Here is a 14,316-nt window from a genome sequence, read left to right as displayed (position 1 = left end):
ACTTTGCAAACTTTACACAGAGGCCACTAACGGTTCGTTTGGAACTGTTCAGTCAGCATGAAACCGATTCAGCTGCCCCTAGGTGTGCGTCTGCGTGATGACGCCACCTTCATCAACTACTACCCAGGCGCCAATGCCGCTGCACTCGGCTATGTCGAGCGGCTTTGCGAAGCCGACGCCGGCTGGACCGAAAGCCTGATCTACCTCTGGGGCAAGGATGGGGTAGGGCGTACGCACTTGCTGCAGGCGGCTTGCCTGCGGTTCGAGCAACTGGGGGAGCCAGCGGTCTATCTGCCCCTGGCGGAATTGCTGGATCGCGGCATCGAAATCCTCGACAACCTGGAACAGTACGAACTGGTCTGCCTGGACGACTTGCAAGCGGTGGCAGGTAAGGCCGACTGGGAAGAGGCGCTGTTTCATCTGTTCAACCGCCTGCGTGACAGCGGCCGGCGTCTGTTGATCGCGGCCTCGACCTCTCCCCGGGAGTTGCCAGTGAAGCTGGCGGACCTCAAATCCCGCCTGACCCTGGCGCTGATCTTCCAGATGCGCCCGCTCTCTGACGAAGACAAATTGCGTGCATTGCAATTGCGCGCCTCGCGTCGCGGGCTGCACCTGACCGACGAAGTCGGGCACTTTATCCTGACCCGCGGCACCCGCAGCATGAGCGCCTTGTTCGAACTGCTGGAGCGCCTCGATCAGGCGTCCTTGCAGGCTCAGCGCAAGCTCACCATTCCCTTCCTCAAGGAAACCCTGGGCTGGTAAAACCGTGGGCGGTAGTGGCTTTTTGGCATATTTCAGGCGCCAGAAAACCCGCATCCGGAAGCGGTTCCAGAGGCGCGTGCGTTTAAATTGGGCTTAAGGCCTTAGATGTTGAGTAGAAACCGATAAGTCACATTTCAATCGATTGAATTTGCAAATTAGAGCGATAGAAGGCATAGTCGCGGCTTCTTTATAACTTTAAGCCACGGTCGTGCCCATGCTGAAGCGCTTCGCACCCCTCGTGCCTCTTGCACTCGTCACCCTGTTGTTTGGTTGCGCCACCCACTCTCCGGTGAGCCAACAAGAGCAGCAACAGGCTCAAAACTCTTCAAAAGCCCAGTCTTCCGCTATTTTCCAGGAAGAGCTGGCAACCGAAAAAGAACTCGCCGAGTTCGCTGACAGCAAGCCTTACCAGCTGCCAGTCTTGGCCGACAGTATCCTCGAGCGTGGCATGTCCCTGATCGGTACCCGTTACCGTTTCGGCGGTACCTCTGAAGCCGGTTTCGATTGCAGCGGTTTCATCGGCTACCTGTTCCGTGAAGAAGCCGGCATGAATCTGCCGCGCTCCACCCGTGAAATGATCAACGTTGACGCTCCGCTGGTTGCGCGTAACAAGCTGCAGCCGGGCGACCTGTTGTTCTTCGCCACCAATGGCCGCCGCGGTCGCGTAAGCCACGCTGGCATCTACCTGGGCGATGACCAGTTCATCCATTCCAGCAGCCGCCGTAGCGGTGGTGTGCGGGTGGACAGCCTGGGCGACAGCTACTGGAGCAAGACCTTCATCGAAGCCAAACGCGCCCTCGCAATGGCCCCGACTGTGGTCACCGCACGCAAGTAAGCGGACTTTTTGTAAGGTGAAGTTAAAGTCTTACTTGAAGTTTGGCGCGTAGGCGCTAGAATCCTGATCTATTGTTGAAAACTAACCGCGTAAGCCCTGCTTACGCGGTTTTGTTTTCGGCCTCACGGCAGAGAAAGCCGCATCCAGATCAGGATTGTTCTGCATATGTCGACGTCGGCCCGCCTCGCATTGATCGTTCTCGCCGCGCTGCTCAGCGCGTGTGCCAGCCGTACCCCGCCACCCGCGCCTGTGGTACGTGCTCCCGTTTTCAATACTCCCCAGACCTTCTCGCCCGCTGCCGAAGACGTGCTGTTTCGTGCGTTGGGCCTGGTGGGCACGCCTTATCGCTGGGGCGGCAACACGCCGGATTCCGGTTTCGATTGCAGTGGCCTGATCGGCTACGTCTATCGCGACGCGGCCGGTATCTCGTTGCCGCGCTCGACCCGCGAAATGATCGGCATGCGTGCGCCGAATGTCGGCAAGAACGCCTTGCAGACCGGTGACCTGATATTTTTTGCCACCAATGGCGGTTCTCAGGTCAGCCACGCGGGCATCTATGTCGGTGAAGGCCGCTTCGTCCATGCACCGGCCACCGGCGGTACGGTGAAGCTGGACAGCCTGTCCAAGGCCTATTGGCAAAAAGCCTACCTGAGCGCCAAGCGCGTGTTGCAGCCAGAGCATCTGGCGCACAACCCTTAGGTCCTATCTCAATGTTGAGGTTGCCATGACCGCTCGTACCCTCAACCTCGACGACGCCCTCTATCACTACCTGCTCGACGTTTCCCTGCGCGAAACGCCGCTGCTGCGCCGTCTGCGTGACGAAACCCAGGCACTGCCCATGGCGCGCTGGCAGGTGGCGCCCGAACAGGGGCAGTTCCTCGCCTTGCTCGTCAAGCTTATCGGTGCCCGGCGTGTGCTGGAGGTGGGGACCTTCACCGGCTACAGCGCCTTGTCCATGGCCGCGGCCTTGCCGGACGATGGCCAGTTGATCTGCTGTGACATCCCGGGTGATTACAACGCCACCGCGCGCCGCTACTGGCGGGAAGCAGGTGTCGCCGGGCGAGTCGAGTTGCGTCTGGCGCCGGCCCTGGAGACCTTGGCCAAGATCGAGCAGGAGGAGGGCGAGGGTGGTTTCGACCTGGTCTTCATCGACGCCGACAAGGCCAATTACCCGGCTTATCTGGAAAGTGCTCTGCGTCTGCTGCGCGTGGGCGGGCTGGCGGTGTTCGATAACACGCTGTGGAGCGGTCGGGTGCTGGAGGAGAATCCCCAGAGCGAAGACACCCGGGCCATCCAGGCACTCAATCGTGCCTTGAAGGATGACCCGCGTGTCGACCTGTCGCTGCTGCCCCTGGGGGATGGCTTGACCCTGTGCCGCAAGCGCTGAACCTATTGCGCCTTGGCTGCTGACACGCGCCAGACCTTGTTGCCGACATCATCGGCCACCAGCAGATCCCCTTGCTTGTCGATCACTACGCCGACCGGCCGGCCCATGGCTTTCTCATCGGCGCTGAGGAAGCCGGTCAGGACGTCCACCGGTTGGCCCACCGGCTTGCCATTGGCGAAGGGCACGAAGATCACTTTGTAGCCGCTGTGGGGCTTGCGGTTCCACGAGCCATGCTGGCCGATGAACACGCCCTGGGTGAACGGCGCCGGCAGCTTGCTGCCTTCGGCGAATGCCAGGCCGAGGGAGGCGGTATGCGGGCCGACGGCATAATCCGGGGCGATGGCCTTGGCCACCAGGTCCGGTTTCTGCGGAGTGACTCGCACGTCCACATGCTGGCCGTAGTAGCTGAATGGCCAGCCGTAGAAGGCGCCGTCCTTGACCGAGGTGATGTAGTCCGGCACCAGATCGCTGCCGATCTCGTCGCGCTCGTTGACCGCGGTCCACAGCTGGCCACTTTGCGGTTCCCAGGCCATACCGTTGGGGTTGCGCAGGCCTGAGGCGAAAATCCGTTGCTTGCCGGTGGCGCGGTCGACTTCCCAGATGGCGGCGCGACCTTCCTCCTGGTCCATGCCGTTTTCGCCGACGTTGCTGTTGGAGCCGACCGTGACGTACAGCTTGCTGCCGTCCTTGCTGGCAATCACGTTTTTGGTCCAGTGGTGGTTCAGCTTGCCACCAGGCAGGTCGACCACCTTGGTCGGCTGGGCGTTGATCTTGGTGTCGCCGTCCTTATAGGGGAAGCGCAGCAGGCGATCGGTGTCGGCGACGTACAGGTCATTGCCCACCAGGGTCATGCCGAACGGCGAGTTGAGGTTTTCCAGGAACACCGTGCGGGTTTCCGCCACGCCATCGTGATCCTTGTCCCGCAGCAGGGTGATGCGGTTCGGGCTGGGCACGCCAGCGCCGGCACGGCTCATGATCTTGCTGGCGATCCAGCCGCGGAAACCTTTGCTGTCATCGGGGGAGGGCGGGGCGTTGGTCTCTGCCACCAGTACGTCGCCATTGGGCAGCACGTACAGCCAGCGCGGATGGTCCAGGCCTTCGGCGAATGCGGCCACCTGGGTGCCGGTGGCGGCCACCGGTTTGGCGCCTTGCGGCCAGCCGATCGCGGGCGCGATGTTCACGGTCGGGAACAGGGTCTTGTTTGGTTCGGGCAATTTCGGCGAGGGGCCGGTGCCGTCGGAGACCTGGAGGGTGGAAGTTTCGCCACAGGCGGCGAGGCCTGCGGCGACGGCGACAAGGATGGTGTATCGAAGCTTGAGCATGCTGATTTCCCTATGAATGCACGAAGTCGGTGTAGTCATAGAGAAGCACAGATGGACGATGGTTCCACCTGCTCAGCGTGCTTCCTTGAACAGCACGGCAACGCCGGGGTGATAGTTGCCGGCTTCGTTGCGCAATTTGCGGTACGCGTAGGGGAAGTACCAGGCGACGGCGCAGCAGTGTTCCTTTTGCAGGTCGTCGACCATGTCCTGCAGTTCTTCCGGGGTGGCGCTGTGCTGGGTTTTCTGCGGCGTGACGAACAGGCAGCCGAGTTTCAGGTCGCTGGGGTAGCTGGCTTTTTTCGCGTCGCTGGCGGCATCCAGCAACGGTTGGGTCAGGTGCAGGCTATTGACCCGGGGCCAGCGCTGGGTGGTCTGGATATAGACACGCTCCTCCTGCGTGGCGATGTACAGGTCGGTGCGGCCGCTGCGGTCGCCGTCCTCGACCTGTTTTTTGCTCGGTGTGTGTTCCAGGGTGACCATCTCCGCCATCCAGGCCGCCGCCGAGAGCAATCCCAGGTTGGCTTTTTCGTCGAACCAGTAAGGGCTTTCGTTATCGCCGCGCACGGCGTTGTAGCGGTCGATGCAATCGAACCAGCGTTCCAGGGCAGGGCGCAGGAATTCCAGTTTCGGATTGCTGATGATCATGCCTTGCATCGGACTTTTCCTATTATTGTTGAGATATTGGAGTTTTTTAACGCGATTATGGCTATTTGATATCACTGCATTGAGTGTGGCACAAGATTGGCGTCACTTTTCCGATATGGCAGCCATTCGTCGATCTGCCGGGCCCCGGCTTTAATTGACGCTCCACCCCCAACCCTCTAACCTTCGCGACTTGTTTCAGGTGCTCTGTGGCCGCAGGTCGACAGAGTGAAACAGGGAAGCCGGTGAGTACGCGTGCCGAAGGCGCACGCACGACGATTCCGGCGCTGCCCCCGCAACGGTAAATGAGTCAAGACTGCGCCTGATGCCACTGTGTCGACTGTCGACATGGGAAGGCGCGCAGTTGGGCATCCCAGCCACTCACAAGCCCGGAGACCGGCCTGATCCATCCAACGGCATCACGGTGGGCGATGCCAGGCTTGCGCCGTCTATTCCTATTCCTGCCCCCCGTTATCCAGCCCCAACGGAGAGCTGCCCCATGACTGAATCCCCTGATCGTGACGAACGCCATCTGGCGCGCATGTTGCGCAAAAAAGCCGTGATCGATGAACGCATCGCCAACTCGCCGAACGAATGCGGCTTGCTGCTGGTGCTGACCGGCAACGGCAAAGGCAAAAGCAGCTCGGCCTTCGGCATGCTCGCGCGGGCCATGGGCCACGGCATGCAGTGCGGCGTGGTGCAGTTCATCAAGGGCCGCAACAGCACCGGCGAGGAATTGTTCTTCCGACGTTTCCCGGAGCAGGTGCGTTTCCATGTCATGGGCGAAGGTTTCACCTGGGAAACCCAGGACCGCCAGCGCGACATCGCCGCTGCCGAAGCCGCCTGGGCGGTTTCCCGCGAGCTGCTGAGCGACCCGAACATCGGCCTGGTGGTGCTCGACGAATTAAACATCGCCCTCAAGCACGGCTATCTGGACCTGGACCAGGTGCTCAGCGACCTGCAGGCCCGGCCGCCAATGCAGCATGTGGTGGTCACCGGGCGTGGCGCCAAGCCGGAGATGATCGAACTGGCCGACACCGTCACTGAAATGGGCATGGTCAAGCATGCCTTCCAGGCCGGGATCAAAGCGCAAAAAGGCGTCGAACTGTGAGTGATGCCCGTCATTGCCCGGCGGTATTGATTGCCGCGCCGGCTTCCGGTCAGGGCAAGACCACCGTGACCGCCGCGCTCGCCCGACTGCATCGCAATCAGGGGCGCAAGGTGCGCGTGTTCAAATGCGGCCCGGATTTTCTCGACCCGATGATTCTCGAGCGCGCCAGCGGTGCGCCGGTGTATCAGCTGGACATGTGGATGGTCGGCGAACAGGAAAGCCGCCGCCTGTTGTGGGAGGCCGCCGGCGAGGCGGACCTGATCCTGATCGAGGGCGTGATGGGGCTGTTCGACGGCACGCCGTCCAGCGCCGACCTGGCGCGGCATTTCGGGGTGCCGGTGCTCGCGGTGATCGATGGTACCGCCATGGCCCAGACCTTCGGTGCCCTGGCGTTGGGGCTGGCACGCTATCAGCCGGACCTGCCGTTCGCCGGTGTGCTGGCCAACCGGGTCGGCACCCTGCGTCATGCGCAGTTGCTCGAAGGCAGCCTGACCGAGGGCCTGCGCTGGTACGGCGCGCTGTCCCGGGAAACCGGCATCGAACTGCCCAGCCGCCATCTGGGGCTGGTGCAGGCCAGTGAACTCAACGACCTGGATCTGCGTCTCGACGCTGCCGCGGCAGCCCTGGCTGACAGCTGCGAAGTGGCCTTGCCGCCCGCCGTGGCGTTTGCCGCTCCTCAGACAGTTGCCGTCGAGCCGCTGTTGGCCGGCGTGCGCATTGCCGTGGCCCGCGACGAAGCCTTTGCCTTTACCTATGGCGCGAGCCTGGATCTGTTGCGGGCCATGGGCGCCGAGCTGGACTTTTTCTCGCCAATCCATGACGCGGCACTGCCCGAGGCGGACAGCCTGTACCTGCCGGGCGGTTACCCGGAGTTGCATCACCGGGCGCTGGCGGCGAACGGCTCGATGCTCAGTGCGATCCGCGCGCATCACGCCGCCGGCAAACCCTTGCTCGCCGAGTGCGGCGGCATGTTGTATCTGCTGGACTCCCTGACCGATGTCGACGGCGAGCGCGCCGAACTGCTGGGCCTGTTGCCTGGCGATGCGGTGATGCAAAAGCGCCTGGCGGCCCTGGCCTTGCAGGCGGTGGAGTTGCCGGAAGGTTCGCTGCGCGGGCATACCTACCATCATTCGTTGACCAGCACCGAGCTTGCGCCGATCGCCCGCGGCCTGAGCCCGAATGGCGGGCGCGGCGCGGAAGCGGTTTACCGCGAAGGGCGGATGACCGCCTCCTATGTGCATTTCTATTTTCCGTCCAACCCCGAAGCGGTGGCGGCCCTGCTGGCGCCGGCAGGAGCGAGCGTGCTCGCGCAGCGCCCATGACCGACAACGCCTTTTCCGCGGCCGAACGCGACGCGGTCTATCGCGCGATCGCCGAACGTCGTGACATGCGCCACTTCGTCGGGGGCGCGGTCGAACCACAGGTCCTGCGTCGCCTGCTGGAGGCGGCGCACCAGGCGCCCAGCGTCGGCCTGATGCAGCCTTGGCGTTTCATCCGTATCAGCGACCGACCGTTGCGTGGGCAGATCCAGCAACTGGTGGAAGAGGAACGGGTGCGCACCGCCGAGGCCCTGGGCGAACGCTCCGATGAGTTCATGAAGCTCAAGGTCGAAGGCATCAATGACTGCGCTGAGGTTCTGGTGGCGGCGCTGATGGACGACCGTGAGCGGCATATCTTTGGCCGGCGCACCTTGCCGGAGATGGACCTGGCCTCGCTTTCCTGCGCGATTCAGAACCTCTGGCTGGCGGCCCGGGCCGAAGGGCTGGGCATGGGCTGGGTGTCGCTGTTCGAGCCCATTGCCCTGGCCGAGCTGCTTGGCCTGCCGGCCGGAGCCAAGCCGCTGGCGGTGTTGTGCCTGGGCCCGGTCGGTGAGTTTTACCCAGCGCCGATGCTGGTGCTCGAAGGCTGGGCGCGGGAGCGTTCGCTGAGTGAATTGCTGTATGAAAATTACTGGGGAGTGAGTCAATGAGTGTGGCGTTGCTGAGTGTCGCCGGGGTAGCGCTGGACGCGTTGCTGGGCGAACCCAAACGCTGGCATCCGCTGGTGGCGTTCGGTCGTTTTGCCGACCGCATCGAGCAACGTTTCAACTCCGGCGGTCGCGGCTGGCGCAGTCATGGCGTCACTGCCTGGGTCATCGCGGTGCTGCCGCTGACCCTGCTGGCGACGTTGTTTTCCTGGCTGCCCTATATCGGCTGGTTGTTCGAGATCCTGGCGCTGTACTGCGCCCTCGGCCTGCGCAGCCTTGGCGAGCATGTCGAGCCGGTGGCCCAGGCCTTGCGCAGCGACGACCTGGATCAGGCGCGGCAGCGGGTCGGTTATCTGGTCAGTCGCCAGACCAGCGAGCTGGATGCCACCGAAGTCGCCCGCGCCGCCACCGAGTCGGTGCTGGAGAACGGCAGCGACGCGGTGTTCGCCGCCCTGTTCTGGTTTGCCGTGGCCGGCGCGCCAGGCGTGGTGCTCTACCGCCTGAGCAACACCCTGGATGCGATGTGGGGCTATCGTAATGAGCGTTTCGAGCGTTTCGGCTGGGCGGCGGCGAAGATCGACGACCTGCTCAACTATATTCCGGCCCGCCTGGTGGCCCTGACTTACGCGTTGCTGGGCAAGACCCGCCTGGCACTGAAATGCTGGCGCCGCCAGGGGCCGACCTGGGACAGTCCGAACGCCGGGCCGGTGATGGCAGCCGGGGCCGGAGCCCTGGGTGTCGAGCTGGGCGGCGCGGCGATCTATCACGGCGAGCTGCACCAGCGGCCGCAGCTGGGCGAGGGGACGGCGGCCGACGCTTCGTCCATCGATCGCGGCTGGCAACTGGTACAGCGCGGGGTCTGGTTATGGCTGCTGATTCTCTGCGTGGGAGCTGAGTTCTATGCTTGAGCACGGTGGTCGCCTGCGCAAGGCGGCCGAGCAATACGGCATCGCCGAGGCCGACTGGCTGGACCTGTCCAGCGGCCTGGCGCCCTGGCCGTGGACGATTCCCGAGATCGGCATACGGGCCTGGGCGCGCCTGCCGGAAACCGACGATGGCCTGGAGCAGGCTGCCCGCGACTACTACGGCGCCGCCCATGTGTTGCCGGTACCTGGCTCCCAGGCGGCGATTCAGCTGCTTCCGCGTTTGCGCCGCGCCGGCAAGGTCGGCGTGCTGTCGCCCTGTTATGCCGAACACGCCGAAGCCTGGCGCCGCAGCGGCTACATCGTGCGTGAAGTGCTGGAACAGGAAGTGGACTTTTTCCTCGACAGCCTGGACGTGCTGGTGGTGGTCAACCCGAACAATCCCACGGGCTTGAGCCTGACCCCGGAGCGCCTCCTGGACTGGCATGCGCGCCTGGCGCAGCGCGGTGGCTGGCTGGTGGTCGACGAAGCCTTCATGGACAACACTCCCCAGTTGAGCCTGGCGGCCCAGGCCGATCAGGTGGGGTTGATCGTCCTGCGCTCCTTCGGCAAGTTCTTCGGCCTGGCCGGTGTGCGCCTGGGCTTCGTCCTGGCCGAGCGCAAGTTGCTCAAGCTGCTGGCCGAACAGGTCGGCCCCTGGGCCGTCAGCGGACCGACCCGGGTACTGGGCCAGGTGTGCTTGCGTGACAGCCAAGGCCATGCACGGCAACGGCTGCGCAGCGAAGTGGCGAGCCTGCGTTTGGCGCACCTGCTCGAGCGCCACGGCCTGAAACCCCAGGGTGGCTGTGCGCTGTTCCAGTGGCTGATCACCGATCGCGCCGAGCTGTTGCACGAGTTCATGGCGCGCCGGGGCATCCTGCTGCGGTTGTTCTCCCATAACAGCAGCCTGCGCTTTGGCCTGCCGGCCGATGAAGCCGATTGGTCGCGTCTCGAACAGGCCTTCGTCGCCTACGCCAAGGAACATCCATGACCACCCTGATGGTGCAGGGCACCACCTCCGATGCCGGTAAAAGCACCCTGGTGACGGCGCTCTGCCGCTGGCTGACGCGCCAGGGTGTCAGCGTCGTGCCCTTCAAGCCGCAGAACATGGCCCTCAACAGCGCGGTGACCGCCGACGGCGGCGAGATCGGCCGGGCCCAGGCGGTGCAGGCCCAGGCCGCGCACCTGGCGCCACACACCGACATGAACCCAGTGCTGCTCAAACCCAACAGCGACACCGGGGCCCAGGTGATCATTCACGGTCGCGCGGTGACCACCATGAACGCGGTGGCCTATCACGACTACAAGGCCATCGCCATGCGGGCGGTGCTGGCCTCTCACCAACGCCTGAGCGCGGCCTATCCGGTGGTGATGGTGGAGGGCGCGGGCTCGCCGGCGGAGATCAATCTGCGGGCCGGCGATATCGCCAATATGGGCTTTGCCGAAGCGGTGGACTGCCCGGTGCTGCTGATCGCCGATATCAACCGTGGCGGGGTTTTCGCTCATCTGGTGGGCACCCTGGAGCTGTTGTCGCCGAGCGAGCAGGCGCGGGTCAAAGGCTTCATCATCAACCGTTTTCGCGGCGATATCGCCCTGTTGCAACCGGGCCTGGACTGGCTCGAAGCGCGTACCGGCAAACCGGTGATCGGCGTGCTGCCCTACGTGCTGGACCTGCATCTGGAAGCCGAGGACGGCATCGACCAGCGTCAGGCCGACAAGGCCGAGCAGGTGCTGAAAGTGCTGGTGCCGGTGTTGCCGCGCATCAGCAATCACACCGACTTCGACCCGCTGCGCCTGCACCCCCAGGTGGACCTGCAATTTATCGGTCCGGGCCAGGCGATTCCGCCGGCCGACCTGATCATCCTGCCCGGCTCGAAAAGCGTGCGCAGCGACCTGGCGTATCTGCGTGCCCAGGGCTGGGACAGGGCCATCGCCCGGCACCTGCGCTATGGCGGCAAGGTGCTGGGCATCTGCGGTGGTTTGCAGATGCTCGGCGAGCAGTTGCACGATCCCCTGGGGCTGGAAGGCGCGCCAGGTTCCAGCGCCGGGCTGGGGCTGCTGGCGTTCGAGACGGTGCTGGAAGAAGAGAAGCAACTGCGCAACGTGCGTGGACGCCTGGCGCTAGAGGAGGCCGAGGTCAGCGGTTACGAGATCCATGCCGGGGTCACCACGGGGCCTGCGCTGGAACTGCCGGCCGTGACTCTGGATGACGGTCGTTGCGACGGCGCGCGCAGCGACGATGGGCAGATTCTCGGTACCTACCTGCACGGCCTGTTCGAAGCGCCGGCGGCCTGCAGTGCGTTGCTGCGCTGGGCAGGGTTGCGCGAGGTGCAGGCGGTCGACTACCACGCCCTGCGCGAGCGCGACATCGAGCGCCTGGCCGATCTGGTGGAGCAGCATCTGGACACCGAGCACCTGCGCCAGCTTTGCGGGCTTTAGAGCGTCGGCGCCGGTATTGCGGCGCCGCTGTGGCTGTACCTCAATTCAAGGGTTTCCAAGCATGTTGCAACTGATCCTCGGCGGCGCCCGCTCCGGCAAGAGTCGCCTGGCTGAAAAGCTCGCCGGCGAGAGCGGCCTGGCCGTGACCTATATCGCTACCAGCCAGGCGCTGGACGGCGAAATGAACCAGCGCATTGAGCATCACCGCGAACGGCGTCCGGTCGAATGGGCATTGATCGAGGAACCCCTGGAGCTGGCGCGGGTGCTGCGTGAAGCGGCGAGCGCCGAACGCTGCCTGCTGGTGGATTGCCTGACCTTGTGGCTGACCAACCTGTTGCTGCTGGAGGATGCCGAGCGGCTCGCCAGTGAGCGCGAAGCGCTGTTGCAGTGCCTGGCGTCGCTGCCGGGCGAAATCATTTTTGTCAGCAACGAGACCGGAATGGGTGTCGTGCCGCTGGGCGAATTGACTCGCCGTTATGTCGATGAAGCCGGTTGGCTGCATCAAGCCCTGGCCGAGCGTTGTCAGCGGGTAGTGCTGACGGTGGCCGGCCTGCCCCTGACTCTGAAAGGAACTGCGTTATGAATGACTTCTGGTGGCTGCGGCCGTGCAAGGCGCTCGACACTCAAGCCCTGGAGGCGGCGCAGTCGCGTCAGCAGCAATTGACCAAGCCCACGGGTTCGCTGGGGCAGCTGGAGCGGGTAGCGGTACAGCTGGCCGGCTTGCAGGGGCGGGTAAAGCCTGGCCTGGAGCAGCTGTGGATCGCGATTTTCGCCGGCGACCACGGGGTGGTGGCCGAGGGCGTTTCGGCTTATCCGCAGGAAGTCACCGGGCAGATGCTGCACAACTTCGTCACCGGCGGCGCGGCCATCAGCGTGTTGGCGCGACAGCTGCGGGCACACCTGGAAGTGGTCGACCTCGGCACGGTGACGCCCGGGCTGAACCTGCCTGGCGTGCGTCATTTGAATCTCGGGGCGGGTACCCGCAACTTCGTCGAGGGGCCGGCCATGACCCAGACCCAGGGCGAGCAGGCCCTACAGGCCGGACGTGACAGTGTGCTGCGGGCTGTCGAGCAGGGCAGCGAGCTGTTTATCGGTGGCGAGATGGGCATTGGCAACACCACCGCGGCCAGTGCCGTGGCCTGTGCCTTGCTGGACATTCCGGTAGCGCTCCTGGCGGGTCCGGGCACCGGCCTGGATGCAGCGGGTGTCAGCCACAAGGCGCGAGTGATCGAGCGTGCCTTGAGCCTGCATGCGGCCCAGCGTGGCGATGCCGTGCAGACCTTGTTCAACCTTGGCGGTTTCGAAATTGCTGCGCTGGTGGGGGCGTACCTGGCCTGTGCCCAGGAAGGCGTGGCGGTGCTGGTCGACGGCTTCATTTGCAGCGTGGCGGCGCTGGTGGCGGTGCGGCTCAACCCCGGGTGCCGGCAGTGGTTGCTGTTCGGCCACCGTGGGGCCGAGCCGGGGCATCGGCATATCCTGCAAACCCTCGAGGCCGAGCCTTTGCTGGACCTCGGCCTGCGCCTGGGCGAGGGTAGCGGCGCGGCGCTGGCGGTGCCATTGCTGCGCCTGGCCTGCGACCTGCACGGGCAGATGGCGACTTTCGCCGAAGCGGCCGTGGCGGATCGCCCTGCATGACCTTGCGCCTGGACCTGCTGCGCCATGGTGAAACCGAGCTCGGTGGCGGCCTGCGCGGCAGCCTCGACGATGCCCTGACCGACGCCGGATGGCAGCAGATGCGTGCCGCCGTTGCCGGCCAGGGACCCTGGGATCGGCTGGTGAGTTCGCCCTTGCAACGCTGCGCGCGTTTCGCCGAGGAACTGGGTGCGCGCCTGGCGCTGCCGGTGAGCCTGGACCCGGATCTGCAGGAACTGCATTTCGGCGCCTGGGAAGGGCAGAGCGCGGCGGCGCTGATGGCGACCGATGCTGAGGCGCTGGGGCAGTTCTGGGCCGATCCCTATGCCTTTACTCCGCCGCAGGGCGAGCCGGTGCTGGCGTTTTCCGAGCGGGTGCTGGGGGCGGTCGAACGTCTGCACCAGCGTCATGCCGGCGAGCGGGTGCTGCTGGTCAGCCATGGCGGAGTGATGCGCTTGTTGCTGGCCCGGGCCCGGGGTTTGCCGCGCGAGCAGCTGCTGAATGTCGAGGTCGCTCACGGTGCCTTGTTCGCCCTGACTGTCGAGGCTGGCCTGGCGTTGAGCGAAGGAGTCTGAGCATGCTGCCATTCTGGATCGCCCTGCAGTTTCTCAGCAGTTTTCCGGTGCGTTTGCCGGGCATGCCGTCGCCCGAGGAAATGGGCCGGTCATTGCTGTTCTATCCGCTGATCGGCCTGCTGTTCGGGCTGCTGCTCTGGGGCATGAACCAGTTGTTGATGGGCGCACCGTTGTTACTGCATGGGGCGCTGTTGCTGACGGTCTGGGTGCTGCTCAGTGGAGCCTTGCATCTGGATGGACTGGCCGACAGCGCGGACGCTTGGCTGGGCGGCTTCGGCGATCGCGAGCGTACGTTGACGATCATGAAGGACCCGCGCAGCGGGCCGATCGCCGTGGTCACCCTGGGGCTGGTGTTGCTGCTCAAGTTCGCCGCGTTGGTAGCGCTGATCGAGCAGCAGGCCGGCGTTGCCTTGCTGCTGGCGCCGCTGATCGGTCGTGGTGCCTTGCTGGGGCTGTTCCTCTGCACGCCTTATGTACGCCCTGGTGGCCTTGGGCAGGCGCTGGCGAATCATCTGCCGCGTCCGGCCGGCAAGTGGGTGCTGGCGCTTACTGTGCTGGCGTGTGTAGTGCTCGGTGGTTATGACGCGGTGTGGGCGTTGCTGCTGGCGGGCGTGGTGTTTGTCGGCTTGCGCCAGCTGATGCTGCGTCGTCTGGGCGGCACCACCGGGGATACGGCGGGGGCTCTGCTGGAACTGCTGGAGGTGGCGGTCCTGGTGGGGTTGGCGTTGTTCTAGATAGGCGGG

16 protein-coding genes and 1 riboswitch are annotated in these 14,316 nt (G+C 64.6%); of the genes, 14 read left to right on the top strand and 2 right to left on the bottom strand.

Annotated features, from left to right (window positions below):
• The first annotated feature begins 57 nt into the window (after positions 1–57).
• The 4 genes from hda (at position 58) to PVZ78_RS27165 (ending at position 2,984) form a co-directional block, all read left to right on the top strand.
• On the top strand, positions 58–762 hold the full coding sequence (gene hda, locus PVZ78_RS27180; RefSeq protein ID WP_007898944.1) for a DnaA regulatory inactivator Hda: 705 nt from the start codon (positions 58–60) through the stop codon (positions 760–762).
• Positions 763–976: 214 nt separating this feature from the next.
• Positions 977–1,597, top strand: coding sequence for a C40 family peptidase (locus PVZ78_RS27175; protein ID WP_009050267.1), 621 nt, complete (start codon positions 977–979; stop codon positions 1,595–1,597).
• Positions 1,598–1,762: 165 nt separating this feature from the next.
• Complete coding sequence (locus PVZ78_RS27170; protein ID WP_007927778.1) at positions 1,763–2,296, top strand: C40 family peptidase; 534 nt, start codon at positions 1,763–1,765, stop codon at positions 2,294–2,296.
• A gap of 25 nt (positions 2,297–2,321) precedes the next feature.
• Positions 2,322–2,984, top strand: coding sequence for an O-methyltransferase (locus tag PVZ78_RS27165; RefSeq protein WP_101283181.1), 663 nt, complete (start codon positions 2,322–2,324; stop codon positions 2,982–2,984).
• A 2-nt stretch (positions 2,985–2,986) separates the two neighbouring features.
• Here PVZ78_RS27165 and PVZ78_RS27160 read toward each other — a convergent pair whose 3' ends face one another.
• Both PVZ78_RS27160 and PVZ78_RS27155 read right to left on the bottom strand, forming a co-directional pair.
• A complete protein-coding gene (locus PVZ78_RS27160; protein ID WP_273829578.1) occupies positions 2,987–4,306 on the bottom strand; it encodes a PQQ-dependent sugar dehydrogenase in 1,320 nt (439 codons plus the stop codon).
• A gap of 72 nt (positions 4,307–4,378) precedes the next feature.
• On the bottom strand, positions 4,379–4,960 hold the full coding sequence (locus PVZ78_RS27155; protein ID WP_009050264.1) for a hypothetical protein: 582 nt from the start codon (positions 4,958–4,960) through the stop codon (positions 4,379–4,381).
• Positions 4,961–5,131: 171 nt separating this feature from the next.
• Positions 5,132–5,367: riboswitch (cobalamin riboswitch) on the top strand.
• An 80-nt stretch (positions 5,368–5,447) separates the two neighbouring features.
• Here PVZ78_RS27155 and cobO point away from each other — a divergent pair.
• The 10 genes from cobO (at position 5,448) to PVZ78_RS27105 (ending at position 14,307) form a co-directional block, all read left to right on the top strand.
• Positions 5,448–6,059 carry a cob(I)yrinic acid a,c-diamide adenosyltransferase gene (gene cobO, locus PVZ78_RS27150; protein ID WP_025805652.1) on the top strand — a complete coding sequence of 204 codons (612 nt, stop codon included), beginning with the start codon at positions 5,448–5,450 and terminating at the stop codon, positions 6,057–6,059.
• Positions 6,056–7,381: a cobyrinate a,c-diamide synthase gene (locus tag PVZ78_RS27145; RefSeq protein WP_038576862.1), complete on the top strand. Its 1,326-nt coding sequence runs from the start codon at positions 6,056–6,058 to the stop codon at positions 7,379–7,381. Before cobO ends, PVZ78_RS27145 begins: the two co-directional genes overlap by 4 nt.
• On the top strand, positions 7,378–8,028 hold the full coding sequence (gene bluB, locus PVZ78_RS27140; protein ID WP_273829577.1) for a 5,6-dimethylbenzimidazole synthase: 651 nt from the start codon (positions 7,378–7,380) through the stop codon (positions 8,026–8,028). The genes PVZ78_RS27145 and bluB overlap by 4 nt, the downstream gene beginning before the upstream one ends.
• Entirely contained in the window at positions 8,025–8,933 is a 909-nt protein-coding gene (gene cbiB / locus PVZ78_RS27135; protein WP_009050260.1) for an adenosylcobinamide-phosphate synthase CbiB, read from the top strand. Before bluB ends, cbiB begins: the two co-directional genes overlap by 4 nt.
• The gene (cobD, locus tag PVZ78_RS27130) at positions 8,926–9,918 is read left to right on the top strand and encodes a threonine-phosphate decarboxylase CobD (protein WP_273829576.1); all 993 of its coding nucleotides are present in this window, start codon (positions 8,926–8,928) and stop codon (positions 9,916–9,918) included. The genes cbiB and cobD overlap by 8 nt, the downstream gene beginning before the upstream one ends.
• Positions 9,915–11,366 (top strand): cobyric acid synthase, encoded by a 1,452-nt coding sequence (locus PVZ78_RS27125; protein ID WP_041989033.1) that lies wholly within the window; start codon positions 9,915–9,917, stop codon positions 11,364–11,366. The genes cobD and PVZ78_RS27125 overlap by 4 nt, the downstream gene beginning before the upstream one ends.
• Before the next feature lie 61 nt (positions 11,367–11,427).
• The gene (gene cobU / locus PVZ78_RS27120) at positions 11,428–11,949 is read left to right on the top strand and encodes a bifunctional adenosylcobinamide kinase/adenosylcobinamide-phosphate guanylyltransferase (protein WP_038634265.1); all 522 of its coding nucleotides are present in this window, start codon (positions 11,428–11,430) and stop codon (positions 11,947–11,949) included.
• Complete coding sequence (gene cobT / locus PVZ78_RS27115; RefSeq protein WP_041989030.1) at positions 11,946–13,001, top strand: nicotinate-nucleotide--dimethylbenzimidazole phosphoribosyltransferase; 1,056 nt, start codon at positions 11,946–11,948, stop codon at positions 12,999–13,001. The genes cobU and cobT overlap by 4 nt, the downstream gene beginning before the upstream one ends.
• Complete coding sequence (gene cobC, locus PVZ78_RS27110) at positions 12,998–13,573, top strand: alpha-ribazole phosphatase family protein (protein WP_273829575.1); 576 nt, start codon at positions 12,998–13,000, stop codon at positions 13,571–13,573. The genes cobT and cobC overlap by 4 nt, the downstream gene beginning before the upstream one ends.
• A 2-nt stretch (positions 13,574–13,575) precedes the next feature.
• Positions 13,576–14,307: an adenosylcobinamide-GDP ribazoletransferase gene (locus PVZ78_RS27105; RefSeq protein WP_009050254.1), complete on the top strand. Its 732-nt coding sequence runs from the start codon at positions 13,576–13,578 to the stop codon at positions 14,305–14,307.
• The last annotated feature ends 9 nt before the right edge of the window (positions 14,308–14,316 follow it).

Source organism: Pseudomonas sp. SBT1-2 (assembly GCF_028640875.1).
In the GTDB taxonomy this organism is placed as follows: Bacteria; Pseudomonadota; Gammaproteobacteria; order Pseudomonadales; family Pseudomonadaceae; genus Aquipseudomonas; species Aquipseudomonas chlororaphis_I.
Note: the sequence above shows the minus strand (reverse complement) of the source record. Positions and strands in the feature narration are given on the sequence as shown.

Excerpts from the sequence above, each read along its gene's own strand:
- PVZ78_RS27175 (WP_009050267.1), top strand. The coding sequence starts at position 977 with ATGCTGAAGCGCTTCGCACCCCTCGTGCCTCTTGCACTCGTCACCCTG.
- cobT (WP_041989030.1), top strand. The coding sequence starts at position 11,946 with ATGAATGACTTCTGGTGGCTGCGGCCGTGCAAGGCGCTCGACACTCAA.
- PVZ78_RS27125 (WP_041989033.1), top strand. The coding sequence starts at position 9,915 with ATGACCACCCTGATGGTGCAGGGCACCACCTCCGATGCCGGTAAAAGC.
- cobO (WP_025805652.1), top strand. The coding sequence starts at position 5,448 with ATGACTGAATCCCCTGATCGTGACGAACGCCATCTGGCGCGCATGTTG.
- cobD (WP_273829576.1), top strand. The coding sequence starts at position 8,926 with ATGCTTGAGCACGGTGGTCGCCTGCGCAAGGCGGCCGAGCAATACGGC.
- cobU (WP_038634265.1), top strand. The coding sequence starts at position 11,428 with ATGTTGCAACTGATCCTCGGCGGCGCCCGCTCCGGCAAGAGTCGCCTG.
- cbiB (WP_009050260.1), top strand. The coding sequence starts at position 8,025 with ATGAGTGTGGCGTTGCTGAGTGTCGCCGGGGTAGCGCTGGACGCGTTG.
- PVZ78_RS27155 (WP_009050264.1), bottom strand. The coding sequence starts at position 4,960 with ATGCAAGGCATGATCATCAGCAATCCGAAACTGGAATTCCTGCGCCCT.
- bluB (WP_273829577.1), top strand. The coding sequence starts at position 7,378 with ATGACCGACAACGCCTTTTCCGCGGCCGAACGCGACGCGGTCTATCGC.
- hda (WP_007898944.1), top strand. The coding sequence starts at position 58 with ATGAAACCGATTCAGCTGCCCCTAGGTGTGCGTCTGCGTGATGACGCC.
- PVZ78_RS27105 (WP_009050254.1), top strand. The coding sequence starts at position 13,576 with ATGCTGCCATTCTGGATCGCCCTGCAGTTTCTCAGCAGTTTTCCGGTG.
- PVZ78_RS27165 (WP_101283181.1), top strand. The coding sequence starts at position 2,322 with ATGACCGCTCGTACCCTCAACCTCGACGACGCCCTCTATCACTACCTG.
- PVZ78_RS27160 (WP_273829578.1), bottom strand. The coding sequence starts at position 4,306 with ATGCTCAAGCTTCGATACACCATCCTTGTCGCCGTCGCCGCAGGCCTC.
- cobC (WP_273829575.1), top strand. The coding sequence starts at position 12,998 with ATGACCTTGCGCCTGGACCTGCTGCGCCATGGTGAAACCGAGCTCGGT.
- PVZ78_RS27170 (WP_007927778.1), top strand. The coding sequence starts at position 1,763 with ATGTCGACGTCGGCCCGCCTCGCATTGATCGTTCTCGCCGCGCTGCTC.